Genomic DNA, 22,726 nt, shown 5'->3' on the forward strand with positions numbered 1-22,726 from the left:
GCGGGCGCCGAAGGCCAGGCCCCCTACAGCGCACTCCTGGGCGATCGGCCCGACCGGGAGCCGCGGGACCCGGTGGCACCAGGTCCCGCAATGGGTTGGGATCAGCCCGGCAGGGTGCCCGTAGCCGCTGGGCGGTTCGGGTCGCGGGACCAGTGGGACCACGAGCCCGCGTACAGGCCCGCGCCCGGGTGGCCCGCCAGCTCCAGGGCCAGGACCACCGAGCTCGCCGTCACGCCCGAGCCGCAGTACGCGCCCACCGGCTCGCCCGGGCGCAGGCCCAGGCCGGCGAACCTCGCCGCCAGTTCCACCGGGGCTCGCCAGCGGCCGTCCTCGCCGGTGTGGCCGGCGAACGGGGCGTTCACCGCTCCCGGGATGTGGCCGGCCCGCGGGTCGACCGGCTCCGTCTCGCCCGCGTAGCGCGGGGTGGCGCGGGCGTCGAGGAGCAGGCCGTCGCGGGCCAGCGCCGCCGCTTCGTCCGCGTCCAGGACCGGCATCCCGCCCGGGCGGACCGTGATGTCGCCCGGCTCCGGGTGCGCCTCCTCCGTGGTCACCGGGTGACCTTCGGCCGTCCACGCTGCGTAACCACCGTCGAGGACCGCCACCTCGGGGTGGCCCGCCCAGCGGAGCAGCCACCACGCGCGCGCCGCCACCGAGCCGTCCGCGTCGTCGTAGGCCACCACCGGAGCGCCCTCCCGCACGCCCGCCGCGCGCAGGTCGCGCTGCAGGTCGGCCGGGTCGGGCAGCGGGTGCCGGCCGCCTTCGCCCGGCTCTCCGGCGAGTACGCGGTCGAGGTCGGCGAACACCGCGCCGGGCACGTGGCCCTCCCGGTAGGACTCGGCGCCGGGCGGGCCGGCGAGCCGCCAGCGGACGTCGAGGACCACCGGGCGGTCCCGCTCCGGGCCGGCCAGGGCGGCGGCGAGGTCGGTGGTGCTGATCAGCGGACGCATGCCCCCATCTTCCAGCGGCCGCCCGCCCCGCCGCGCCGGGGTGCGGACATCTCCCCACCGGCCGATCGCCGATCCGGCCGAAAGCAGGCCGTCCCCGCTCGGTGCTGCGAAGTCGTGCGGCCGTGGCCGCGGCCGGATCGGTGACCACCGGCGCCGCGTTACCCCCGAGGGCCGCCGCCGCGGCCGGGGTCAACGACTACGATGAGCAACGCGGACGAAGGGGACAGCGTGAACGATCTCATCGACACCACCGAGATGTACTTGCGTACCATCTACGAGCTCGAAGAAGAGGGTGTCGTTCCGCTGCGCGCCCGCATCGCCGAGCGCCTGCAGCAGAGCGGCCCGACCGTGAGCCAGACCGTCGCCCGGATGGAGCGTGACGGCCTGGTCGTGGTCGCCGACGACCGGCACCTCCAGCTGACCGACCACGGCCGCGAGCTGGCCATCGCCGTGATGCGCAAGCACCGCCTGGCCGAACGCCTCCTCGTCGACGTGATCGGGCTCGAGTGGGAGCACGTGCACAACGAGGCGTGCCGGTGGGAGCACGTGATGAGCGAGGCCGTCGAGCGCAAGCTGGTCAAGCTGCTCGACCACCCGACGACCTCCCCCTACGGCAACCCGATCCCCGGCCTCGACAAGCTGGGCGACGGCGACCCCGCCCCGCCCGCGGAGGCCGACCTCGTCCGGCTCGACGAGTTCGCCCGCACCGGCGGCGGCCGCGTGGAGATCCGGCGCATCGCCGAGCACGTCCAGCTGGACGAGTCGCTGATGACCGAGCTCAAGTCCGTCGGCATCGTGCCGGGCGGCACGGTCACCGTCGGCAAGGCCACCGGCGGCACCATCGAGGTCACGGGTGGGGACACCACCGCGCAGGTCTCCAGCTCCGCGCTGCACGCCGTCCTGGCGCAGGCCCGATGAGCCCCGCTTCGGACGCCGTCGCGGCGTTCCGCACGATCCACGGCACCGCGCCGGCCGGCGTCTGGTCGGCGCCCGGCCGCGTCAACCTGATCGGCGAGCACACCGACTACAACGACGGCTTCGTGCTGCCGTTCGCCTTGCCCCACCGCCTGGCCGCGGCGGCGTCGCCCCGCGAGGACGGCGTGCTGTCCGTGGCCACCCTGGGCGACGACGGCCAGCTCCAGCGCTCCGGCGAGCTCAAGATCGCCGACCTGGCGCCGGGCCGCGTCGACGGGTGGGCCGCGTACCCGGCGGGTGTCGCCTGGGTGCTGCGCGACCAGGGCTTCGCCGACGGCGCCGACCTGGTCATCGCCGGGGACGTGCCGTCCGGGGCCGGCCTGTCCTCCTCCCACGCGCTCGAGTGCGCGGTGTCGCTGGCGCTGCTGGGGCTGGCCGGCCTGGAGCTGGACGGCAGCCGCGACGACGTCCCGACGCGGCCCCAGGTCGCGCGGTGGGTGCAGCGTTCGGAGAACGACTTCGTCGGCGCCCCCACGGGCCTGCTCGACCAGACGGCGTCCCTCTGCTGCACCGAGGCCCACGTGCTGTTCCTCGACGTGCGGTCGGGCGAGCAGGAGCAGGTGCCCTTCGGCCTCGCCGAGGCCGGGCTGCAGGTGCTGATCATGGACACCCGCACCAAGCACTCCCACGCCGAAGGCGGGTACGGCGAGCGCCGCCGCGGCACCGAGCGGGCGGCCGAGCTGCTCGGGGTGAAAGCGCTGCGCGACATCACCCCCGACGGCCTCTCCGACGCTCTCGACCGGCTGCCCGAAGACCTCGTGCCGCTGGTCCGGCACGTCGTCACCGAGAACCAGCGGGTGCTCGAGACGGTCGAGCTGCTGCGCGCCGGGCGGCTGGCCGACATCGGGCCGCACCTGGACGCCTCCCACGTCAGCATGCGCGACGACTACCGGATCTCCACGGCCGAACTGGACCTCGCGGTCGACTCGGCGCGGGAAGCCGGCGCGCTCGGCTCGCGGATGACCGGCGGCGGCTTCGGCGGCTCGGCGATTGCGCTGGTCCGCGACGCCGACCTGGAGCGGGTCAAGGAAGCGGTCGAGGCGGCGTACGAGAAGGCCGGCTACCGGCGGCCGCGGATGTTCACGGCGGTGCCCTCGCGCGGCGCCGGCCGCGACGAGGTCTGAGGCCGCGCGGGTCCGTCCGGGGCAACCCCCGCGCGGACCCGCGCGTCGCCAAGGGGGAAGACTGGGGGGGCACAGTCACCCTCGGCAGGAAGGCCTGGATGTGTCGGAGCAGAGCAACGCCCTGAAGCTGGTCGTGACGGGCGGAGCCGGGTACGTCGGAAGTGTCTGCGCGGCTCGGCTGGTCGAAGCCGGGCACCAGGTCACCGTCGTCGACGACCTGTCCACCGGGCACGCCGACGCCGTCCACCCGGACGCGCGGTTCATCGAAGGCGACGCCGCGGAGGTGGCGGGCAGCCTGCTGCGCGAGGGCTTCGACGGCGTGCTGCACTTCGCGGCCAAGTCGCTGGTCGGCGAGTCGATGACGGAGCCGGCGAAGTACTGGGAAGGCAACGTCGTCACCTCGCTGCGGCTGCTCGAGGCCATGCACGAGCACGGCACGCCCCGGCTGGTGTTCTCCTCGACCGCGGCGACCTACGGCGAGCCGGAGCAGTCGCCGATCCGGGAGACGGCGCCGACCCGGCCGACCAACACCTACGGCGCCACGAAGCTCGCCATCGACGCGGCGATCACCAGCTTCGCCGGCGCGCACGGCCTGGCGGCGGTGAGCCTGCGGTACTTCAACGTCGCGGGCGCGTACGGCGCTTTCGGTGAGCGCCACACCACGGAAACCCATCTCATCCCTCTCGTCCTGCAGGTCGCCACGGGCGACCGCGAGCACATCCAGGTCTTCGGCGACGACTACCCGACGCCGGACCACACGGCGGTGCGCGACTACATCCACGTCGTGGACCTCGCCGACGCGCACCTGCTGGCGCTGAAGCACGCCACCGCGGGTGAGCACCGCATCTACAACCTGGGCAGTGGCACCGGGTTCTCCGTTCTCGAGGTGATCGAAGCCTGTCGCGAGGTGACCGGCCACCCGATCCCGGCGGCGGTGGCTCCGCGGCGGGCGGGTGACCCTTCGGTGCTGGTGGCGGCCAGTGACCGGGCGCGTGAGGACCTGGGCTGGAAGCCGGAGCGGACCGAGCTGACCGCGATCGTGCGGGACGCCTGGAACTTCACCCAGTCGCGGCGGGGCTGAACCGGCCCCTGACGGGCGGCGGGTCTGCGCCTGCCGAACCCGAACCGCCGGCCGGGAAGGCCGGCCCGCGGAGTCGCGGCCGGAGTCCATTCCGGACACCGGCCGCAACCGCGGCGGCAGGACTCTCGCTGTCCACAGTGGATGCCGACCCGAGCCGGACCGCTGCCGGGGTCTCACACCGCCTGGTCCGCGTCGAAATCCGCCGGCGCCAAGCCGAAGTTCGACAAGGGGTCGGCCGCCGCCGCGGCCAGGCCGCGGATGACCTGCGGGGGCGTTCCCCGGTCCAGGACCCTCCGCAACAGCGACGCCAGCAAGTGGCCCGGTGCCGCCTCCAGGGCGTTGTCCAAGGCCATGCCCGCGAACGTGCCGTCGCCGCGGAGGTAGGCCGTGAACGCCAGGAGCGTGGCCGGCTCGGCGCGCTCCGGCGGTGGGAGCTCGCGAACCAGGGTCAGCCACAGGCGTTCCGCTTCCCGCGCCGATGTCGTGCCCGGGGGTACCGCCATCGCGAGGCACAGGTCGCGGATCTCCGGCAGCTCCAACGCGCTCGCCAGCCCCACCGCCTCCTCGTCCGTCGGGGGGCCGTCGCCGCGGCGCTGGCGGTCGAACGCCGACCGGACCGCCGATGCCGCGGCGGAAACCGCCGTTGCTCCGGGCGCGGATCGCCGGCCGGCCAACAGGTCCGCGCGGCGGGCCACCGCCTCCGGGCAACGCGGGGACAGCAGGGCCGCGAGCTCCTCGCGGCTGTCGAACGCCACCGTGCCGCCCTCGGTCGCGACCGCCGCCACGATCGTCGAGCGCGGGTCCGGCAGCTCGCCGCCGCACTCCTCGACGCGGTAGCACGCCCAGGGTGCGCCCGCGGTGATCGCGGGCGTCCACAGGGCGTGCACCACCGGGAGCCCGAAGTCCCCCAGTGCGTCCGCCAGGTCGCCGACGAAACCCGCGTGCGGCGGCGGCTTCCCGGGTCTTCGCCGTCCGCCGACGAGGACCACCGTGACGCCGGTGTGCTCGCCCGCGGCGAACTTCGCGGCCAGCGCCCGCGCCTGGTACGCGCGGTGTTCGCGGCGGGGCAGGTCGCCGCGCAGGACCAGGCCCGGGCGGTGGCCCGGCGGGAGGTGGCCGAGCAGGACGGCGGACTTCGCGGGCCGGAACCCGATCAGGTACGGCAGCGCGGCCAGCAGCTGCGCGGGGTTTCGGAGGTCGACCGGCGATGGGCCGGCCGGGGTGGCTGTGGTCATGCCTCCACGATGGGGCAGGACGGGGCCGGGTGGGGCGGTGGCGGGAAATCTGTGGATGGGCGGGGCCGATGTGGACGGAATCCGCCCGGCGGCGGCCGGGCGGGGCGTTCCTGTCGGTGGGGCGGGCTATAGTGCCCGGCCCCACCGGCCGGACCACATCTTCTCGCGGGGGCCGGGTCGCGGAACCCCGGGTGTCACGGCCTTCTTGCGGGTGGCCTGGTGCCACGGCTCAGCCGCAGTGCTCGAACCCGCTCTCGTAGGTGTTGCCGCCCACCGAACCGCCCCACTTCACGCAGGTGGCGCCGGCGGTCTTCTTCACCGGTCCGGCGTAGTAGGTGAAGCTGCCGGAGTCGGTCACCCGCGTCGAACCCTGGACCTCGAGGAACGCCGAGACCGCGCTGGCCGTGCCGAGCGACGTGGCCTTCAGCGTGGTCACGCAGTTCGCCTTGGTGGACGCGTTGTACAGCAGGTAGGCCGTGCCCGAGGAGTTGGCCAGCGCCTGCTGGTCGACGACGGAGAAGCCGTCGCCGCACACCTCTTCGGCGGAGTACGGGTTGCCGCCGCAGTGGTTCTTGCTCGTGAAGTTCGTGTGGCCGTAGTACGGCACCGCGACGCCGTTCAGCTTCGCCTTCTGCACCACGCCGTCCAGGCGCTCTTCGAAGTGCAGGTGCGGCCCGGTGACGCCGCCGGTCGAGCCCGCCTTGCCGAGCTCCCTCCCGAGGCCGACCGACTGCCCGACCGAGACCTCCTGGGCCGACAGGTGCGCGTACCGGGTGCGCCAGCCGCCGCCGTGGTCCAGCTCGATCCACTTGCCGTAGCTCGTGCTGCCCTCGTCGGCCACCCGGGTCACCGTGCCGGAGGCCGCCGCGAGCACCGGCATGCCGGTGATGCCGTCCTTCTGGAAGTCGACCGAGTACGCCGGGCTGTGGCCGCTGAACGTCGCCGCGGTCACCGTGACCCCGCACTTGAACGGCACCTGGAAGTTGGGCGCGGCCGAGGCGGTCGCCTGGCCGGCGAGGGTGAGGCCGAGCGCGGGCAGCGCCGCGGCGGCGGCGAGCAGGGCGAGCCGGCGCAACTTGGACATGGGGGAACCTCCTTGGCGAACGGGACAACGTGACCCCACGAAGGGAAGTCCCCGCCGGTACATTTTCCGTACAAGCACCGCGGAGGACTGCCGATGACGACCCGACGACCCGAGGCGCAGGACTGGCTGCGCTGGGCGCTCGTCGCGGGGCCGATGGTCGCCGCGATGCCCCGCGCGAACGCCCTCGCCTGGGTCCTGATCGGGGTCACCCTGGCCTTGTCGGTCCCGGTCCTGTGGCTGCACGATCCCGCCGGGTACCGGTGGGCGCCGGTCGTCACGATCGCCGTGATCGGCGCGGCGGGCACGCTGCTGGCGATCGTGCCGAACAGCTGGGCGTCGGTGACGATGTTCGGCACCACCTTCTTCGTCGTCCTCAAGCAGCGGACCGGCCCGATCGTGCTGGCCGTCGCGATCGACCTGGCCGCGATCACCTGCTGGGCCGTCCTGCACGGCACCTGGCAGAGCGCGCTGCCCACGTACGCGGTCGTCGTCGTGATCCTGCTGCTCGGGCTGAATCGGCGTGCCCGGCTGGCCCGCATCGAACAGACCGAGCTGGCGCTGGCCCGCGCGCAGACCGCCAACGAGGAGCACGCCCGCGCGGCCGCCCTCGCCGAACGCGCTCGCATCGCCCGTGAGCTGCACGACGTCCTGGCGCACTCGCTCGCCGGGCTTTCGCTGAACCTGCAGGGCGCGCGGCTGATGCTGGTGCGCGACGGGGCGAGCCCGGACGCCGTCGCGCAGATCGAGCGGGCCCAGAAGCTGGCGTCGGACGGCCTCGCCGAAGCCCGCGAGGCCGTGGCCGCGCTGCGCGAAGACGCCGTCGGCGCCGAACGCGCGATCGCGGACCTCCTCGCCGCGTACCGCCTCGACAGCGGGGCCCGCGCGGACCTGGCGATCGAGGGCGAGTCCCGCGAGCTCGACCCGGCGGTGCGCACGGCCCTGGTCCGCGCCGTGCAGGAGGCCCTGGCCAACACCCGCAAGCACGCGGCGCACGCCGACGTGGACGTCACGCTGCACTACGGCGCCGGGTCGGTGGAGCTGACCGTGGCCGACCGGCAGGGCAGGCGGCCGCCGGCCGCGCCGGCGGCAGGCTACGGTTTGCGCGGGATGGGCGAACGGGTCGCGCTGCTGGCCGGGCGCCTGGACAGCGGGCCGGCGGAGGACGGATGGCGGATTCACCTGATGGTGCCGGCGTGACGCTGCGCGTCGTGCTGGCCGACGACCAGGCGGTGGTCCGGGAAGGCCTGGTCACGCTGCTCGGGCTGCTGCCCGGGATCGAGGTGGTCGGTGCCGCCGCCGACGGGCTGGCCGCGCTCGAGCTCGTCGCCGAGCACCACCCCGACGTCGTGCTGGTGGATCTGCGGATGCCGCGCTGCGACGGCGTCGAAACCACCGAACGGATCCGCGCCGGGCACCCGGGCACCGAGGTCGTCGTGCTGACGACGTACGCCGACGACGAGTCGCTGCTGGCCGCGCTGCGCGCCGGTGCGCGGGGGTTCCTCACCAAGGACGCCGACGCCGAGTCCATCGCGCGGGCGCTGCGCTCGGCCGCGGCCGGGCAGTCCACAGTGGACGGCGAGCTGCAGCGGCGGCTGGTCGAAGCCGCCGCCCGCAGCACCCCGGCGCGCGTCCGGGAGGTCGACGGCCTCACCGCACGCGAGGTTGAAGTGCTGCGGCTGATCGCCGCGGGCCTGTCCAACACCGAGATCGCCCGCACCCTGGTGGTGAGCGAGGCGACCGTGAAGACCCACGTGAACCACCTGTTCGCCAAGGCCGGCCTGCGCGACCGCGCGCAGGCGGTCGCCTTCGCCTACCGGACGGGCATCGCCGGCTGATTCCCCACGACGCGGGCGGGATGTTCGCGTGGTGGCGGACTCTCCCGCCTGACCGGCGACCACCGTTACCTTCGGTGATCGTCGGCGCGGACCGTGACCAGCCGCTGGGTGAAGCCGGCCTCGACCAGCCTGCCGAACGCCCGCTCGACGCGGGGCGGGACGCGCTGCGGGATCGCGAAGCCCCGCTCGGCGTACTCGGTGATGCGCTGCGTCTCGCCGACGAGCATGCCGATCACCCGTTCGGCCTCTTCGCTCCCGGCGAGGTAGTCCTCCAGCGACACACCCTTCGCCGCGCAGACCAGGTCGGTCCCGGGCCACAGCCGCTTGGCCGTCGCGTACGCCCGGCGCTGCTGGTAGGGCCGCGAAACCAGCGTCACGGTCCGGACGGCGATCCCCCGCTGTTCGAGCAACCGCCGGGTGAAGACGATGTTCTCGCCGGTGTTGCGGGCCTGCGGCTCGACCAGGATCGCCTCGTCCGGGACGCCGAGGTCCAAGGCGATTTCCCGGTAGTGCACCGCTTCTCCGCGCGGGAAGCGCTCCACCGTCGTCGGGGCGTTCGCGCCGGTGAACACGATCAGCGGGAAGCAGCCGGCGTGGAACAGCTCCGCCGCGTGGACGGCCACGCCGGGGTCCCGGCTGCCGAGCCCGATGCCGACGTCCGAGCGCCGCGGCGCGTGCCGCAGGTCGTGGTAGTCCCACAACGTGCGGACGTCGGCCCGCAGGTCTGCCGGCAGCATCAGCCGAACGCGGCCCGCAGCGCCGGCTTGCCGCCCGTGACCGGCAGCGTGACCGACGTCCTCGTCAGGTCGAGCGCGAGCCCCGCGCCCGGCTTCGGCCGCACCGTGTAGTCGTGGTCGCTGGAGGCGACCAGGACCTCCAGCCGGTGGCCCGCCGCGAGGAGGTAGTCCTTCGGCATCAGGTCGACGCCGATCCGGTAGGTCCGCCCGGGCGTGATCGGCTCGGTGCGGGCCGGGGACGTGCGGTTCTGCGGGTCGGTCCAGCCGCGGCTGATGACGTGGGACGTGCCGTCGGGGGCGCGGTCGAGCAGGATCGCCGAGACGTTCGCCGCGGGCCGGTCGAACGCCAGCGCCAGGTCGGCGCGGGCCGTGCCGGAGAGGCGTACGGCCTGCTTCGCCGCCGAAGTCGCGTACAGCAGGCGGTTGCCGGACGAAGCGAGGCCGGCCAGCTGCTCGATCGTCTTCGACGAGTCGTCGGCGAGGGTTTCGACGGCCGCCGTGCCCGGCACCGGGTGGCGCGTGTCGATCGTGCCCTTCGACCGGCCGCCCGGCCACGGGTACACGCGGACGTCGGAGGTGCCCGGCGCCGGCCAGTCGGCCTCGTCGGTCCAGGACAGGTCCTCGCGCTGGATCGTCGCCTTCGGCTCGTTCTGGATGCCGTTGTCGACGCCGTAGAGGTAGTGCGACATCCACTTGTTCAGCGTCGCGAGCCAGACGTCGCGCCGTAGCGAGTAGGGGTCCGCGTGGCCGGACTGGTGCAGCCAGATCTTGTGCTCGACGCCGCGGGCCTTCAGGGCCTCGTACCAGGTCGCGACCTGCTCGGTCTTGACGTTCCAGTCGTTGAGGCCGTGCACCGCGAGCACCGAGGCGTGCACCTTGCCGACGTCGTTGCGGTAGTTGCGGACGTCCCAGAACGGCGTGTAGTCGCCGGTGATGCGGTCCTGGTCGCGGGTGAGCCCGTCGATCACCGGGCGGCAGACCTGCCGGTCGGCGCGGGTGTAGACGTATTCGGCGAGCACGTCGGCGTCCTCGCCCTGGTACCCGCCGGCCGCGACCACCGCGCCGGCGTGGCGGTAGTACTCGTACCAGCTGGAGATGGCCGCGATCGGCACGATCGTTTCGAGGCCTTCGACCCCGGTGCTGGCGACGGCGTTGGGCAGCGTCCCGTTGTAGGAAACGCCCATCATGCCGGTCTTGCCGGTGCTCCAATCCGCCTTCGCCGCGACGCCGTCCGCGTCGCGCGCCGAAGTGCGGCCGTTGAGCCAGTCGACGACCGAGCGGGCACCGATCGTCTCGTTGACATCACCGGTGGTCGGGCAGCCGGTCGAAAGCCCGGTGCCGAGCGATTCGCCGTAGACGACGGCGAACCCGCGCGCGGTGAAGTAGTCCTGGTAGCGCCAGGTGATCGGGGTGGCCGGGCCGACGCCGTGCGCGGCGACGCGCGGGCCTTCCGGGCCGCGGGCGTACCCGGGCGCGTACAGCTCGACGTCGACGTCGTGGTTGGCGACGTCGTTGCCGCCGGCGTAGTACGGGCTGGCCTGGTAGACGACCGGCACCTTCAGGCCCTGCTGGGTCGCGCGCGGACGCACGACCTGGGCGTGCACCAGGTCGTCGGCGCCGTCGTGGTCGCTGTCGACCGGCGCGGTGACCCAGACGTCTTCGCGGACGACGTCGGCCGGGTCGAACACCGGTTGCGCCTGGCCGCCGGTGAACACCGGGGCCGGTGGCGCGGCTTCGGCGACGCCCGCGGTCAGCGGCAGCGCGAGGACGGCGGCGAGCAGGACTGCGGCTTTCACTCAAACCCCCAAGCCGGGCGAAGCGGACGACTGAAGACACTTCCGCTCCGCCCGCGGGGGTGTCAAGCGACTAACGTCGGAGGCATGCCGACCGTCGAAGCGCCGATCGCCGCCGTCACCGTCTACCCGCAGCAGGCGCGGATCACCCGCCGGGGCAAGGCCCCGCTCGACGGCGGGCCGCGCGTCACCTTCGCCGGGCTCCCGCCCGCGCTCGACCCGGCTTCGGTGCGCGTCACCGGCTCCGGGCCCGCGCTGATCACCGGCGTCGACGTGCGCACCGAGTGGCACGCCGCCCCCGCCGACGCGGCGTTGGACGCGCTCGTCGAGCAACGGCGTGCCGATCAGGCGACGCTCGACGGCGTCGTCGACGACGAAGCCGCCGAAACGATGAAGGTGGATCTGCTGACTTCGCTCGCGAAGCGCAGCGGCGGCAGTTTCGCGAAGGCCCTCGCCGCCAGCACCACCGAGCCCGCGCGCGTCGCGGAAGTGACGGACGCGCTGAGTGCGCGGCTGGCCGCCGCGTTGAAGGCGCGGCGGGTGCTGAGCGAGCGGATCGCCCGGCTGCGCGAGGACCTCGCCGCGCTCGACCGGCGGATCGAGGCGCACGGCGCGCAGGCCGGGCGGGACAGCACGTCGGTGGTCGTGGAGCTGGAGATCGCGGACCCGGCCGGGGAAGCCGAGCTGGAACTGTCCTATGTGGTCGCCGGAGCGAGCTGGGAGCCGGGCTACGACGTGCGTGTGCGCGGCACCGACGTCACCGTGGTGTCGTACGGGCTGGTCACCCAGCACACGGGCGAGGACTGGCCGGAGTGCGAACTGGCGCTGTCGACGGCGCGGCCCGCGGTGTCGGTGGTGGTGCCGGAACTTTCGCCCTGGTACCTCGACCGCGTCCTCGCGGAGCCGGGCGGCTGGGTGGCCACGGCGGCGGCCGGGGGTGCGCACGAGGGTGCGCGGATGCGGTTCGCGGCGGCGGCTTCGCCGCCGATGGTGAACAAACTGGCGTCGGTCGAGCAGGGCACGACGGCGGTCACCTACCGGCCGTCCCGGCCGGTGGCGGTGCCGTCGGGGGCTTCGGGCCATCGGACCACGCTGGCGCAGCTTTCGCTCACGGCTTCGCTCGGGTACGTCACCGCGCCGGTGCTGGCGGAAGAGGCGTACCTGCGCGTCACGGTGGTGAACACGTCGGAGCAGGCCCTGCGGTCAGGCCGCGCTTCGGTGTTCCACGACGCGGAGTTCGTCGGCACGACCGTGCTCGAACCGTGGGCGCCCGGGGAGGAACTGGAGCTGGCGCTGGGGGTCGACGACCGGATCCGGGTGGAGCGGGAACTGGTGCGGCGCACGGCTTCCAAGGCGGCGCTGTCCGGGCAGAAGCGGCGTGAGGCGGAGTACCGGATTTCGGTCGGGAACCACGGGCCGCGCCCGGCGGAGGTGACGGTGCTGGACCAGGCGCCGGTTTCGCGGGACGACGCGATCACGGTGAAGGACGTGAAGACCGCGCCGGAACCGGTGGAGACTTCGGAACTGGGCGAACACACGTGGAAACTGACCTTGGCACCGGGTGAGACCAAGACCGTGTCGCTGTCCTACCGGGTGGATGTCGCGAAGGGCGTGGAACTGTCTGGCTGGCGGGAGTAGCGGCTCGCCCGGAGGCGATCAGTCCCGGTGGTTCTTGAGGTACCGCATCGCGGCTTGGAACGCCGTGGCGACAGCCGCGACGGCCAAGCCGACCGGTGTGGAAGAGCCGGCGAACTTGACGATCAGGAATCCCGCGACCGGGAGAGCGATGATCGAGAGCAGTACCGGTACGGAAAGTGAACTCAGTTGCCACGTCCATGTCTTGAGCGGCGCGGAACGAGCCGAGCAAGCCGCCGGCACCGTGCGGACCGCGCGCTCCAGTCGCGAGTACGGGTCGGCTTCCATGACCGCAACGGAAAGAGTAGCCGGGAATCTGCGGAAATCCTTCCGCTCAGCCGCCGATTCCGGCCTCGGCACAGTGGTCAGCGCGTCGAGGAAAACGTTCTTCACCTTGTCGGTCGTCACGAGGTCACCTGCTTGGTGGCCACGACCACTGAGGAGCAGCAACTCCCTGGGAACAGTCACAGCCGCTCGCCGGAGAAGTGCCCGAAGCGTGCGGATCCGCATCTGTTCGATCCGCGCCGGATTGCCCAGCCGGCAGCGAAAGGACACACCGGACGCCAGTGCGTCCACATCACCCAGCTCGTCCAGCAGCTTCGCGACCTGGCGATGGATCCGGCCACCCGCGAACCGGGCACCCCAGGCACCGACGAATACGTACAAGACGAGCAGCACGCTGGGCCACATAACGAACGGCACAGTCATCGACCGAGCCTCGGGCGGCAGCGGCTCGACCAGTCGGTATGTGAACGAGGCGAGAACCACGCTCGACAGGATGAGGTAGAAGGACCCGTACTCGGACCTATGGGCGCTCCAGCGAGCCCGGCGAGCTTCGGCGGCCGAACACAGCCCTTCGTCGACGAATACCGCGAAGAGACTCAATGAGCTCTCCCGGAAGCGGCCGGTTCTCAGGCGCTCGCCCAGCTCCGCCATACCGATTCCCCTCTCGCCGGTCCTGACCATCGGACCTTATCGGAGGCATACGGCACTTCGAGGAACTCCGGCTTGTGCGAGGGCCCGGCTCACCCGGAAAGGCGAGCCGGCCCCGGCGTCACCCCTGGGCGATGTACGCCTGCAGTTGTTCCTGGCTCTGCTCCAGCTGTTCCATCCGGTTCTTCACGACGTCCCCGATGGACACGATCCCGGCCAGCCGCCCGTCGGCCAGGACCGGGACGTGGCGGATGCGCCTCTCCGTCATCAGGATCGACAGCTGGTCCACCGAGTCGTCCGGGGTGCAGCTCGCCACCAGTTTCGTCATGATCTCCGACACCGGGCCGTCCAGCAGCTCCGGGCCGTGTTCGTGCAGGCGCCGGACGACGTCGCGTTCGGAGACGATTCCCGCGATCGAACCGTCCGGGGCGACGACCACCATCGCGCCGACGTTGTGGTCGGCCAGTCCGGCCAGCAGCGTGGTCACCGTCGTCTCGGGGGTGACCGTCGCGACCGCCGACCCCTTCTTGCGCAGCAGATCCGCAATCCGCATGGCGATCCTTCCCGTCGGTGAGCTGGATCACCACAGGTTAGGGCCCCCCGGCGCCCCGCGAAAGTCCGGCAAACGGGGCGTCTTCGTGGTAAGGGCGCCACCTCAGCCGAGGCGTTCGGCCAAGCCGTCCAGCGCCAGCCGGATCCCGGCCGCGTAGTCGTCGTCGCCCAGGGCGGCCAGGCGCGCGCGGGCCAGCGCCAGCTGTTCGCGGGCCGCCGGCAGGTCGCCGAGCTTGCGGTAGTCCTCGCCGAGGTTCAGGTGCAGCGACGGGTAGAACCCGCGCACCGCCAGGGAGGAGTGGTGCTCCCGGGCCCGCGAATCGGTCAGCGAATCGGCCGCGGCCAACGCCCGCAGGTCCCACTCGAGTTCCTCGGCCGGGTCGTCGCAGACGTCGGCCATGTGGTGGGCCAGGGCGACGCGGTGCAGCGGGTCGCCGTCGTCGCCGATCGAGGCCCACAGCGCCGAGAAGGTCGCGTACGCGCCGGCGCGGTCGCCGCCGATGTGCTGCCGCAGACCGGCGTCGATCGCCACCATCACGTCGTCGGTCATGCCGCTCCCTCGTCCGCCAGTGCCCGCAGCCGGGCCAGCCCGGGCTCGATCCGCCCGGCCGCGACCGCACCGTAACCGAAGACGAGCCCGTGCCGCCGCTCCCCCGCCCCGAAGTCCCCCAGCGAGTACAGCCGCACGCCGCGACGGCGGGCGGCGCGGACGAGCGGGCCGAGGTCGGCGGCCGAAGTGGCGCTCAGGTGCAGGCCCGCGGTCGACGGCAACGGCGTCAGGAAGTCCGCGAAGTCGCGGGCGAGCACCGCGGACAGCGTCTCGTGCCGCGAGCGGTAGATCTTCCGCATCCGCCGGACGTGCCGGGCGAAGCCGCCTTCGGCCATGAACGCCGCCAGCGCCGCCTGCTCGACGTTCGGCGCGTGCCAGTCGGTGAGGTAGCGGGCCTTGACCAGGGCGGGCACCAGCGACGGCGGCGCGATGAGGAAACCCAGCCGCAGAGCGGGCGAAAGCACCTTCGAGAACGAGCCGACGTACACGACGCGGCCCCGGGAATCCAGGCTGTGCAAGGGTTCCAGGGGCCGTCCGGTGTAGCGGAATTCCGTGTCGTAGTCGTCCTCGACGACCACGGCGTCGGTGCGCTCGGCCCAGTCGAGCAGCTCCAGACGGCGCTCCAGCGACATCGCCAGGCCGAGGGGGTACTGGTGCGACGGCGTCACGTAGACCAGCCGCGTCCCCGCCGGGATGGCGTCGACGACGATCCCGGACGCGTCCACCGGCACCGGCGCGACCCGGACCCCGCGCGCGCCGAGCACCAGCCGCGGCGGCGGGTACCCCGGGTCCTCGACGGCGGCCAGGTCGCCGGTCCGCAGCAGCACGCGCGCGACGAGGTCGGTCGTCTGCTGGGCGCCCGCGGTCACGACGACCTGGGCCGCACTCGCCCGGACGTCGCGGGACACGCCGACGTGCCTCGCGATCTCCTCCCGCAGCGCCCCCAGCCCTTGCGGGTCGCCGTAGGTCATCAGGTCGGCCTGGCCGGCCCGCAGCCGCTGGGTGAGCAGCCGCCGCCAGGTGTCGAAGGGGAACAGCGAAAGGTCCGGGACACCCGGCCGGAAGTCGAACTCCGGCGCCGGGGCGAACGGCGCGGGCGGCGGCGGGACGGCGTCCCACTCCGGGAGCGGCTGCACGCCCGGACCGTCCGGAACCGACGGCGGGCGAGCCGCCGGCGAAGCGGTGACGAACGTGCCCGCGCCGACGCGTCCGGTGAGGAACCCCTCGGCGGCGAGCCGGTCGTAGGCCGCGCTGACCGTCGTCCGGGAGACGGCCAGCCGCTGGGCGAGCTCGCGGGTCGGCGGCAGTGTCTCACCGGGCCGGATCCGGCCGGCCAGGATCGCCGCGCGCAGCTGGCGGTAGATCGCGTCGCGGTGCCCGCGCGTCCCGGTCAGATCGATGTGGACGTCCACGGCTCCAGATTGGCACACCGGAAGAGAGTCGGCTTTGGCACTTCTCGTGGTCCGCTCCCCCGCCTAGCGTGCCCGGTATGGATCTCCGCGAACTCGACCGCCGCACCCTGCTCGTCCTCGACAAGCTCGTCGCCGGGGTGACCCCCGCCGACCTCGCCCGCCCGACCCCGTGCGCCGGCTGGACGCTCGCCGATCTGCTGCGCCACCAGGTCAGCGAGAACCACGCCTTCGCGACGGCGGCCCGGCAAGGCTCGGCGCCGGACTGGGACGCCGGCGTCCTGGGCGACGACGCCTACGCCGCGTACCGGGCGTCCGTCGACGACTTCCTCGACGCCTTCGCCGACGACGCCGTGCTCGAGCGGCAGCTCACGATCAACCACTTCGGCACGTTCCCCGGTCCGATCGCCGCGCACATGCACCTGGTCGACACGGTCGCGCACGGCTGGGACCTGGCCCGCGCCCTCGGCCTGCCCTACGAGCCGGACGCCGAAGCCGTGCACGCCGCCCTGCAGCTCGCCGAGCGGATCCCGGACGAGGGCCGGGAGCAGAACGGCTCGTTCGCCCACCGCCTCGACGTGCCCCCGGACGCCGGCGAGCTCGACCGGTTCCTCGCCCTCCTCGGCCGCGACCCGGCCTGGGCGCTCAGCTGATTTCGGCCGCCGGCACGCTCCAGGTGTCGCACGCCTTCGTGGCCTTGCCGTCGTAGCCCGCCTTCGCCCAGGACAGCTGGTGCTCGCGGGAGCCGTGCGTGTCGCTGTCGTTGGCCCGGCCGTAGTCGGCGACCGCGGCGTTCGCCAGCGACCGGCTGATCGCCCCCGTGCCGGCGACGGCCGTCAGGAACAGCGCGCCGAAGCAGTTCGCCTGCAGCTCGATCCGGCGCACGAGCTCCTTGTCGGCCGCGCTGTCCTCGTCCGGGGAGGTCATCTTGTCCGCCGCCGCGGACAGGATGCCGCTCTCGCGCTGCACGTGGTGGCCGTACTCGTGGGCGATCGTGGCGATGTGGCGGGCCTTGTTGAGCCCGGCGTCCGACAGCATCCAGTCGGTCGGGGCGTAGATCGTCGTGTCGCCGCCGCAGTAGTAGGCGACCGCTTCGTTCTCCGTCGGCGCCGCGCCGCACGAACTGTGCTCCGGCAGCGTCACCGACACGGTGGCGGTCAGCGTCGGCTCGTTCGCCTTCTCCAGCGCCGGGCGCCACGACTGCTCCAGGCAGCTGACGAGCGCGCCGTAGTAGGCCTTGAGCTGCTCGGGCGCCCGGCCGAGGTCGGGCAGCGTGCAGGTGGCCGGGCCGGGGCTGATGCCGGCGCCGAGCAGCGGGTTGCGTGCCAGCTCGGGCACGGACTTGGGGGGCTTCTTGCCCGAGCCGCCGTGCGCCCGCCCGGTGTCGGCGCCCTGGGCGGGGAGCGCGCGGCCGTCCACCCGGTGCGGGATGGTGGCGGCGATCAGGGAGAACGCCACCACGACGATCAGGACCCCGCTGACCGCACCCCAGAGCCGGTTGCGCGGCGGCGCGATCGGCACGGGCGGGGCGGCGGCCCAGCCGGGCGTCCACGGGTTCGCCTCCGGCGCCCACGCGTGTTCCGGTGGCCGGGCCGGACCCGGCCACGGCGGTTCGGCGTCGTTCACGATCTCCCCCTGCTGTGTGGCACCAGCATACGGACCACCCGGATGGCCGGGATCACGAAACGAAAACGCCACCGGGTGGCCGCGGGACCCGTCGCCGGGCGAGACTGAACGGCATGAGTGTCGAGGACCCTTACCTGTGGCTGGAAGACGTGACCGGCGACGAAGCGCTCGGCTGGGTGCGCGCCCGCAACGACGAGACGCTGGCCGAGCTGACCACCGGAGCGCGGTTCGCCGCAGTGCGTGACGAGCTGCGCGAGGTGCTCGACGCCGACGACCGGATCCCGTACGTGCGCCGCCGCGGCGAGTTCTTCTACAACTTCTGGCAGGACGCGAGCCACCCGCGCGGCCTATGGCGGCGGACGACGCCGGAGTCCTACCGCACCGCCGAGCCCGAGTGGGAGCTGCTGCTCGACGTCGACGCGCTGGCCGAGGCCGAAGGCGAGAACTGGGTCTGGCAGGGCGCGGCCGTGCTGAAGCCGGACTACCGGCGGGGGCTGGTGGAGCTCTCCCGCGGGGGCGCGGACGCCACGGTCGTGCGCGAGTTCGACCTCGACGCCCACGAATTCGTCGAAGACGGCTTCACGGTCGGAGAAGCGAAGACGCGGATCGGCTGGATCGACGAGGACCGCGTCTACATCGGAACGGACTTCGGCCCGGGTTCGCTGACCAGCTCCGGCTACCCGCGGCTGGCCAAGGAGTGGCGCCGCGGCACGCCGCTGTCGGAAGCCGTCACGGTCTTCGAAGGCAAGCCGGACGACGTCTCGATCGGCGCGTCGCACGACCCGACCGAAGGCTTCGAGCGCGACTTCGTCAGCCGCTCGATCGACTTCTACCGCTCGGAACTGCACCTGAAGACGCCGGACGGCCTGGTCAAGATCGACGTTCCGGACGACGCGAGCGCGTCCGTGCGCCGCGAATGGCTGCTGGTGCGGCCGCGGACGGCGTGGACCGTCGGCGGCACCGAACACCCGGCGGGCTCGCTGATCGCCATCCTCTTCGACGCCTTCATGGCCGGCGACCGCACCTTCACCACGCTCTTCACCCCCGACGAGCACACCTCGCTCGAGTACTGGGCCTGGACGCGCCACCACCTGCTCCTCGGCACGCTGCGCGACGTCCGCAGCGAGCTGCGCACCCTCACGCCCGGCCCGGACGGCTGGACCGACGAGCCCCTGGCGGGCGGGCCGGAGTTCGGCAGCGCGGACATCTTCGACACCGACCCCGACGTCAGCGACGAGTACCTGCTCGACTCCAGCGGCTTCCTGCAGCCGTCGACGCTGAGCTACGGCCGCGTCGGCGAAGAGGTCGAAGTGCTGAAGCAGGCTCCGGCGTTCTTCGACGCTTCGGGCATGAGCGTCGCCCAGTACTTCGCGACGTCGGAGGACGGCACGAAGATCCCGTACTTCGTCGTCCGGCCCTCCGGCGCCGAGGGCGGCCCGACGCTGCTGACCGGCTACGGCGGCTTCGAGATTTCCCTGACGCCGTCCTACAGCGGCATGATCGGCCGCGGCTGGCTGGCCCGCGGCGGCACGTACGTCGTGGCGAACATCCGCGGCGGCGGCGAGTACGGGCCCGGCTGGCACACCCAGGCCATCAAGGCCGAGCGCCACCGCGTGTACGAGGACTTCGCCGCGGTGGCCGCCGACCTGGTTTCGCGGGGCATCACGACGCCGGAAAGGCTCGGCATCCAGGGCGGCAGCAACGGCGGGCTGCTGATGGGCGTCATGCTGACGCGCTACCCGGAACGGTTCGGCGCGATCGTCAGCCAGGTGCCGCTGCTGGACATGCGCCGCTACCACCTGCTGCTGGCCGGCGCGTCCTGGATGGCCGAGTACGGCGACCCCGACGACGCCGCGGAGTGGGAGTACATCGCGAAGTACTCGCCGTACCAGAACGTCCACAGTGGACGTACGTACCCGCCGTCGCTGTTCGTGACGTCGACGCGTGACGACCGCGTGCACCCCGCCCACGCCCGCAAGATGGTGGCGCGGATGCGTGAGCAGGGGCACGACGTCCGGTATCACGAGAACATCGAGGGCGGCCACGGCGCCGCGGCCGACAACGAGCAGCTGGCGTTCAAGTGGGCGCTGGTGTTCGAGTTCCTGTGGGAGCAGCTCACGAAGTGACCCGCGCGAGCACGACGCCGCCGACGATCAGGGCCAGCGCGGCCACCCGGCCGAGACTCAGCGGGTCCTTGTTCACGACGACGCCGAGCACGATCGCCCCGACGGCACCGATCCCGGTGAACACCGCGTAGGCCGTGCCCACTCCGACGGTGTCCATCGCGCGCGAGAGCAGGTAGACCGCGGCGGCGCCGAGCACGAAGCACAGCAGCGTCGGCCACGGCCGGGTGAAGTTCTCCGTCGGCTTGATGCTCTGCGACCAGGCGACCTCGACGAGCCCGGCGCAGACGAGCGTCACCCAGCCCATCGGATCGCCTCCAGCGCCGCTTCGCGGGAAGCGATCCGCTCGCCCTCGCGTGCGGCCAGGTGCGGGTCGACCAGGGCATTGGTCAGTTCGGCGTGCACGAACCGGACGTCGTCGACGTCGTAGTGCCCGGCGATGAAGTCCCGCAGGTAGCGCTCGTGGTGGTCGAACGGTGCCCGCGGCGTCCCTTCGGCGTACGTTCCGCCGCGGGCGCCGGCGATGACGAACCGCCTGCCGCGCAGGGACATCTTCGGGAACGTCACCTGGTCGATCCACGCCTTCAGGGCGGCCGGGATCGAGAAGTTGTACATCGGCGCGCCGATCAGCACGACGTCGGCTTCGAGCAGTTCGGCCAGGAGCGGCTCGACGACGGCCCACGCTTTCCGCTGGCCCGGCGTCGTGACGACGTCGGCGTAGTGCGCCGGGTCGGTGATCCCCTCGGTGAGCAGGGCGTCGCAGATTTCCGTCCAGGCTTCGCCGATCACCGGGACCGGGTCGGCGGCCAGGTCGCGGTAGGTCCGGGTGCCCGGCCAGCCGGCGGCGTACCGGGCGGACAGCTCGCGCGAGAACGACGAGCGGCGGGCGCTGGAGTCGAGGTGCAGCAGGTGGGGCACGATTCCTCCTCAAGTGGACGCGGTGTCCGCTTGAGTTAACTGGACGTCTCGTCCGGATATTCCCTAGGCTGGTGCCCATGCCCGAACGCGCCGACGCGGCCCGCAACCGCGCGAAGATCCTCACGGCGGCCGAGGAGCTGTTCACCGCCCGCGGCGCGGCTGACGTGACGATGGAGGACATCGCCCGGGCGGCCGGCGTCGGCCGCGGAACGCTGTACCGCCGCTACCCGGACCGCGCCTCGATCGCCGTGGCGTTGCTGGACGAGCACGAGCGCCGCCTGCAGGAGACGCTGCTGCGCGGCGACCCGCCGCTGGGCCCGGGCGCGCCGCCGTCCGCCCGGCTGGCGGCGTTCTACGAGGCGATGGTGGCCCTGCTGGAGCGGCACGCACCCCTGGTGCTGGGCACCGAGGTCGGCCATTCGCGGTTCACGACGGGCGCGTACGGGTTCTGGCGCACGCACGTCCGGGTCCTGGCCGAGGCGGCGGGCGCGCCGGACCCGGACGTGCTGGCCGACGTGCTGCTGGCCCCGCTGGCGCCGGAGCTGTTCCTGCACCAGACGAGCCGGGGGGTGACGCCGGAGCGGCTTGTCCGGACGCTGCGGCAGCTGGCCGGCCTGCTCTAGAAGAGCCCGCGCGGCCTGGCGCGTTTCGGGACGTACGGCGGCTTCGGCCGCTCGCCGCGGATTCGCCCGAGCGCGGCCTCGAACGCGGTGAGCACGTCGGCGACGAAGACGAGCCGCCCGACGCCGAGCCGTCTCAAGGCCGCGCCGTGGTCCACGGCGACCGTGATCGCGACGCCGAGCAGCAGGACCCGCCACGCGCCGAACAATGCCGCCCTTGCGGGGTGGTTCATGGTGCGGAAGGCGAGCTCCAGCCGGTGGCAGTGGAACGGCACGTGCCGCTCCTCGTCGGCGAGGATCCGCGCGGCGACCTGGGCGGCCAGCGGATCGCCTGCCCCGTCCCGCAGAGCCCGGTAGTACCGCAGCGCGACGACCTCGGCGATGAGCAGCACCATCAGCTCCAGCCGCAGCCCGAGCGCCCGCCGCAGCCGGACGAACACGGTGTCGGTCCAGTGCCGCCCGAGGGTGCCCACCCCGGCCGCGGCCAGTAGTTCGGCCAGCATCCGGGCATGGTTCTGCTCTTCGGCGACGAAGAGCCGCACGGCGGCGAGGTAGGTGCCGTCCCCGGCGGCCTTGGCGATGAGGTTGGCGCCGTCACCGGCTTCGCCGATTTGGAACCGTTGAACGCTCTTCGCGACGTCAGGGTGGAGGTTCGCGCCCCGTTCCCACGGCGGATCCGCGCGCTGCCTGCGGCGTTCGGCCTCGGTTTCGAAGTCGTGGAGCCAGTGTGCGTACGTCATCGGGTCGATGATGCCGGGGAGTTGTGGACCCGAGGGGCGGTTTCCGTGGAGATCCGGTGAAGGCTCACCAGTGCCGGGGGCAGCACTCGACGTGCAGCAGCGCCATCGGGTTCCGGCGCGGGTACGGGCTCCATGGCCCGATGGCGATCTCCGCGCAGCAGTGCGCACCGGGCTCTTCGGCCAGGTGCGCGGGGCTGTCTTCGGCCAGGGACCGCACCGCCTCGCCCTCGAATCCGTACGCGGGCCGGCTGCCGGTGAGGAACAGGGTGTCCGCGGCGATCCGCCAGCGGAGGTGATCGCGGAATTCCCGGTGCCGACGCGGGGTGTGGTCCACCGCCGGGAAAGCCCGCGGCGGCAGCGTCACCTTGTGCGGTACGGGCGGGGACAGCCGAGCGCGCAGCCGCTTCCAGCGGGACACCGGAAAGCCGAGGCTGTGGTGCAGCAGCACCAGATCGAGCGACCGCCCGCCGGACTCGTCGGCGCAGCCCGGCGTGCTCGCCCGCAGCGGCAGGTGGACGATGCTGTGCGGCGATCTCGCCGCTAGCCACCACGCGCACGCGAGGTCCACCGCCGCGGCCCGGTCGACCGACAACTGAGCCCCGCAGCGCCGCTCGTGCAGCGCGGCATGGGCGATCGGGCGCGCCGGACGGATGACCCGGTGGTCGCGGCCGTCCAGGCGGGCGGTGCTCACCAGCGTCCGCCACTCCCGGCCCTTCAGCTGCATCCGATGCCCCTCCCCTCGGCGGCACGATAGGCACCGAGGGGCCGGAAACACCATCGAATTTCGCCGGCCGGACCGGGCGGAAAGC

At 73.0% G+C, this 22,726-nt stretch carries 23 protein-coding genes; 9 read left to right on the plus strand and 14 right to left on the minus strand.

Annotated elements, in window-relative coordinates; all coding sequences use genetic code 11:
• Positions 1-101 precede the first annotated feature (101 nt).
• Positions 102-947 carry a sulfurtransferase gene (locus ACLJOU_RS17635; RefSeq protein WP_410568617.1) on the minus strand — a complete coding sequence of 282 codons (846 nt, stop codon included), beginning with the start codon at positions 945-947 and terminating at the stop codon, positions 102-104.
• 201 nt (positions 948-1,148) lie between these two features.
• On the opposite strand from ACLJOU_RS17635, the gene ACLJOU_RS17640 reads away from it, so the two are divergent.
• From ACLJOU_RS17640 to galE, 3 genes are all read left to right on the plus strand, one after another.
• Positions 1,149-1,865: an iron dependent repressor, metal binding and dimerization domain protein gene (locus tag ACLJOU_RS17640; protein WP_410568618.1), complete on the plus strand. Its 717-nt coding sequence runs from the start codon at positions 1,149-1,151 to the stop codon at positions 1,863-1,865.
• On the plus strand, positions 1,862-3,046 hold the full coding sequence (gene galK, locus ACLJOU_RS17645) for a galactokinase (RefSeq protein ID WP_410568620.1): 1,185 nt from the start codon (positions 1,862-1,864) through the stop codon (positions 3,044-3,046). The genes ACLJOU_RS17640 and galK overlap by 4 nt, the downstream gene beginning before the upstream one ends.
• 100 nt (positions 3,047-3,146) lie before the next feature.
• Positions 3,147-4,127 carry a UDP-glucose 4-epimerase GalE gene (galE, locus tag ACLJOU_RS17650; protein ID WP_410568622.1) on the plus strand — a complete coding sequence of 327 codons (981 nt, stop codon included), beginning with the start codon at positions 3,147-3,149 and terminating at the stop codon, positions 4,125-4,127.
• A gap of 173 nt (positions 4,128-4,300) precedes the next feature.
• Here galE and ACLJOU_RS17655 read toward each other — a convergent pair whose 3' ends face one another.
• Both ACLJOU_RS17655 and ACLJOU_RS17660 read right to left on the minus strand, forming a co-directional pair.
• The gene (locus ACLJOU_RS17655) at positions 4,301-5,362 is read right to left on the minus strand and encodes a DUF4192 domain-containing protein (RefSeq protein WP_410568624.1); all 1,062 of its coding nucleotides are present in this window, start codon (positions 5,360-5,362) and stop codon (positions 4,301-4,303) included.
• 229 nt (positions 5,363-5,591) lie between these two features.
• On the minus strand, positions 5,592-6,446 hold the full coding sequence (locus ACLJOU_RS17660; protein WP_410568626.1) for a M23 family metallopeptidase: 855 nt from the start codon (positions 6,444-6,446) through the stop codon (positions 5,592-5,594).
• Positions 6,447-6,539: 93 nt separating this feature from the next.
• Here ACLJOU_RS17660 and ACLJOU_RS17665 point away from each other — a divergent pair, with 93 nt between their 5' ends.
• Entirely contained in the window at positions 6,540-7,643 is a 1,104-nt protein-coding gene (locus ACLJOU_RS17665; RefSeq protein ID WP_410568628.1) for a sensor histidine kinase, read from the plus strand.
• Positions 7,640-8,281 (plus strand): response regulator, encoded by a 642-nt coding sequence (locus tag ACLJOU_RS17670; RefSeq protein WP_410568630.1) that lies wholly within the window; start codon positions 7,640-7,642, stop codon positions 8,279-8,281. The genes ACLJOU_RS17665 and ACLJOU_RS17670 overlap by 4 nt, the downstream gene beginning before the upstream one ends.
• A gap of 65 nt (positions 8,282-8,346) precedes the next feature.
• On the opposite strand, the gene ACLJOU_RS17675 is transcribed toward ACLJOU_RS17670, so the two are convergent.
• Positions 8,347-9,018 carry a YdcF family protein gene (locus ACLJOU_RS17675; protein WP_410568632.1) on the minus strand — a complete coding sequence of 224 codons (672 nt, stop codon included), beginning with the start codon at positions 9,016-9,018 and terminating at the stop codon, positions 8,347-8,349.
• Positions 9,018-10,814: a Xaa-Pro dipeptidyl-peptidase gene (locus tag ACLJOU_RS17680; protein WP_410568634.1), complete on the minus strand. Its 1,797-nt coding sequence runs from the start codon at positions 10,812-10,814 to the stop codon at positions 9,018-9,020. Before ACLJOU_RS17680 ends, ACLJOU_RS17675 begins: the two co-directional genes overlap by 1 nt.
• An 84-nt stretch (positions 10,815-10,898) precedes the next feature.
• Here ACLJOU_RS17680 and ACLJOU_RS17685 point away from each other — a divergent pair, with 84 nt between their 5' ends.
• The gene (locus ACLJOU_RS17685; RefSeq protein ID WP_410568636.1) at positions 10,899-12,449 is read left to right on the plus strand and encodes a DUF4139 domain-containing protein; all 1,551 of its coding nucleotides are present in this window, start codon (positions 10,899-10,901) and stop codon (positions 12,447-12,449) included.
• Positions 12,450-12,467: 18 nt separating this feature from the next.
• Here the strand turns inward: ACLJOU_RS17685 and ACLJOU_RS17690 are convergent, their stop codons facing one another.
• From ACLJOU_RS17690 to ACLJOU_RS17705, 4 genes are all read right to left on the minus strand, one after another.
• Positions 12,468-13,382: a hypothetical protein gene (locus tag ACLJOU_RS17690; protein ID WP_410568638.1), complete on the minus strand. Its 915-nt coding sequence runs from the start codon at positions 13,380-13,382 to the stop codon at positions 12,468-12,470.
• 118 nt (positions 13,383-13,500) lie between these two features.
• Positions 13,501-13,932, minus strand: a complete 432-nt coding sequence (locus ACLJOU_RS17695) for a CBS domain-containing protein (protein ID WP_410568639.1) — start codon at positions 13,930-13,932, stop codon at positions 13,501-13,503.
• Positions 13,933-14,034: 102 nt separating this feature from the next.
• Positions 14,035-14,481, minus strand: a complete 447-nt coding sequence (locus ACLJOU_RS17700; RefSeq protein WP_410568641.1) for a hypothetical protein — start codon at positions 14,479-14,481, stop codon at positions 14,035-14,037.
• The gene (locus ACLJOU_RS17705; protein ID WP_410568643.1) at positions 14,478-15,893 is read right to left on the minus strand and encodes a PLP-dependent aminotransferase family protein; all 1,416 of its coding nucleotides are present in this window, start codon (positions 15,891-15,893) and stop codon (positions 14,478-14,480) included. The genes ACLJOU_RS17700 and ACLJOU_RS17705 overlap by 4 nt, the downstream gene beginning before the upstream one ends.
• Before the next feature lie 77 nt (positions 15,894-15,970).
• Here ACLJOU_RS17705 and ACLJOU_RS17710 point away from each other — a divergent pair, with 77 nt between their 5' ends.
• On the plus strand, positions 15,971-16,543 hold the full coding sequence (locus tag ACLJOU_RS17710) for a TIGR03086 family metal-binding protein (protein ID WP_410568645.1): 573 nt from the start codon (positions 15,971-15,973) through the stop codon (positions 16,541-16,543).
• Here the strand turns inward: ACLJOU_RS17710 and ACLJOU_RS17715 are convergent.
• Positions 16,536-17,516: a neutral zinc metallopeptidase gene (locus tag ACLJOU_RS17715; RefSeq protein ID WP_410568647.1), complete on the minus strand. Its 981-nt coding sequence runs from the start codon at positions 17,514-17,516 to the stop codon at positions 16,536-16,538. The two genes, ACLJOU_RS17710 and ACLJOU_RS17715, sit on opposite strands and share 8 nt — an antisense overlap.
• Positions 17,517-17,629: 113 nt before the next feature.
• Here ACLJOU_RS17715 and ACLJOU_RS17720 point away from each other — a divergent pair, with 113 nt between their 5' ends.
• On the plus strand, positions 17,630-19,642 hold the full coding sequence (locus ACLJOU_RS17720) for a prolyl oligopeptidase family serine peptidase (RefSeq protein WP_410568649.1): 2,013 nt from the start codon (positions 17,630-17,632) through the stop codon (positions 19,640-19,642).
• On the opposite strand, the gene ACLJOU_RS17725 is transcribed toward ACLJOU_RS17720, so the two are convergent.
• Positions 19,632-19,946, minus strand: a complete 315-nt coding sequence (locus tag ACLJOU_RS17725) for a DMT family transporter (RefSeq protein WP_410568651.1) — start codon at positions 19,944-19,946, stop codon at positions 19,632-19,634. The genes ACLJOU_RS17720 and ACLJOU_RS17725 overlap by 11 nt on opposite strands.
• Positions 19,934-20,557 carry an FMN-dependent NADH-azoreductase gene (locus tag ACLJOU_RS17730; protein WP_410568653.1) on the minus strand — a complete coding sequence of 208 codons (624 nt, stop codon included), beginning with the start codon at positions 20,555-20,557 and terminating at the stop codon, positions 19,934-19,936. The genes ACLJOU_RS17725 and ACLJOU_RS17730 overlap by 13 nt, the downstream gene beginning before the upstream one ends.
• 77 nt (positions 20,558-20,634) lie before the next feature.
• Here ACLJOU_RS17730 and ACLJOU_RS17735 point away from each other — a divergent pair, with 77 nt between their 5' ends.
• Positions 20,635-21,180: a TetR/AcrR family transcriptional regulator gene (locus tag ACLJOU_RS17735; RefSeq protein ID WP_410568655.1), complete on the plus strand. Its 546-nt coding sequence runs from the start codon at positions 20,635-20,637 to the stop codon at positions 21,178-21,180.
• Here the strand turns inward: ACLJOU_RS17735 and ACLJOU_RS17740 are convergent.
• Both ACLJOU_RS17740 and ACLJOU_RS17745 read right to left on the minus strand, forming a co-directional pair.
• Positions 21,177-21,917: a ferritin-like domain-containing protein gene (locus tag ACLJOU_RS17740; RefSeq protein ID WP_410568657.1), complete on the minus strand. Its 741-nt coding sequence runs from the start codon at positions 21,915-21,917 to the stop codon at positions 21,177-21,179. The two genes, ACLJOU_RS17735 and ACLJOU_RS17740, sit on opposite strands and share 4 nt — an antisense overlap.
• Before the next feature lie 64 nt (positions 21,918-21,981).
• Positions 21,982-22,641 carry a hypothetical protein gene (locus ACLJOU_RS17745; protein WP_410568659.1) on the minus strand — a complete coding sequence of 220 codons (660 nt, stop codon included), beginning with the start codon at positions 22,639-22,641 and terminating at the stop codon, positions 21,982-21,984.
• Positions 22,642-22,726: the final 85 nt, after the last annotated feature.

It is taken from the genome of Amycolatopsis sp. cmx-4-61 (genome assembly GCF_046548775.1).
GTDB lineage: Bacteria > Actinomycetota > Actinomycetes > Mycobacteriales > Pseudonocardiaceae > Amycolatopsis.

Excerpts from the sequence above, each read along its gene's own strand:
- ACLJOU_RS17635 (WP_410568617.1), bottom strand. The coding sequence starts at position 947 with ATGCGTCCGCTGATCAGCACCACCGACCTCGCCGCCGCCCTGGCCGGC.
- ACLJOU_RS17690 (WP_410568638.1), bottom strand. The coding sequence starts at position 13,382 with ATGGCGGAGCTGGGCGAGCGCCTGAGAACCGGCCGCTTCCGGGAGAGC.
- galK (WP_410568620.1), top strand. The coding sequence starts at position 1,862 with ATGAGCCCCGCTTCGGACGCCGTCGCGGCGTTCCGCACGATCCACGGC.
- ACLJOU_RS17685 (WP_410568636.1), top strand. The coding sequence starts at position 10,899 with ATGCCGACCGTCGAAGCGCCGATCGCCGCCGTCACCGTCTACCCGCAG.
- ACLJOU_RS17740 (WP_410568657.1), bottom strand. The coding sequence starts at position 21,917 with ATGACGTACGCACACTGGCTCCACGACTTCGAAACCGAGGCCGAACGC.
- ACLJOU_RS17725 (WP_410568651.1), bottom strand. The coding sequence starts at position 19,946 with ATGGGCTGGGTGACGCTCGTCTGCGCCGGGCTCGTCGAGGTCGCCTGG.
- ACLJOU_RS17675 (WP_410568632.1), bottom strand. The coding sequence starts at position 9,018 with ATGCTGCCGGCAGACCTGCGGGCCGACGTCCGCACGTTGTGGGACTAC.
- ACLJOU_RS17640 (WP_410568618.1), top strand. The coding sequence starts at position 1,149 with ATGAGCAACGCGGACGAAGGGGACAGCGTGAACGATCTCATCGACACC.
- ACLJOU_RS17700 (WP_410568641.1), bottom strand. The coding sequence starts at position 14,481 with ATGACCGACGACGTGATGGTGGCGATCGACGCCGGTCTGCGGCAGCAC.
- ACLJOU_RS17655 (WP_410568624.1), bottom strand. The coding sequence starts at position 5,362 with ATGACCACAGCCACCCCGGCCGGCCCATCGCCGGTCGACCTCCGAAAC.
- ACLJOU_RS17745 (WP_410568659.1), bottom strand. The coding sequence starts at position 22,641 with ATGCAGCTGAAGGGCCGGGAGTGGCGGACGCTGGTGAGCACCGCCCGC.
- ACLJOU_RS17695 (WP_410568639.1), bottom strand. The coding sequence starts at position 13,932 with ATGCGGATTGCGGATCTGCTGCGCAAGAAGGGGTCGGCGGTCGCGACG.
- ACLJOU_RS17665 (WP_410568628.1), top strand. The coding sequence starts at position 6,540 with ATGACGACCCGACGACCCGAGGCGCAGGACTGGCTGCGCTGGGCGCTC.
- ACLJOU_RS17735 (WP_410568655.1), top strand. The coding sequence starts at position 20,635 with ATGCCCGAACGCGCCGACGCGGCCCGCAACCGCGCGAAGATCCTCACG.
- ACLJOU_RS17660 (WP_410568626.1), bottom strand. The coding sequence starts at position 6,446 with ATGTCCAAGTTGCGCCGGCTCGCCCTGCTCGCCGCCGCCGCGGCGCTG.
- ACLJOU_RS17710 (WP_410568645.1), top strand. The coding sequence starts at position 15,971 with ATGGATCTCCGCGAACTCGACCGCCGCACCCTGCTCGTCCTCGACAAG.
- ACLJOU_RS17720 (WP_410568649.1), top strand. The coding sequence starts at position 17,630 with ATGAGTGTCGAGGACCCTTACCTGTGGCTGGAAGACGTGACCGGCGAC.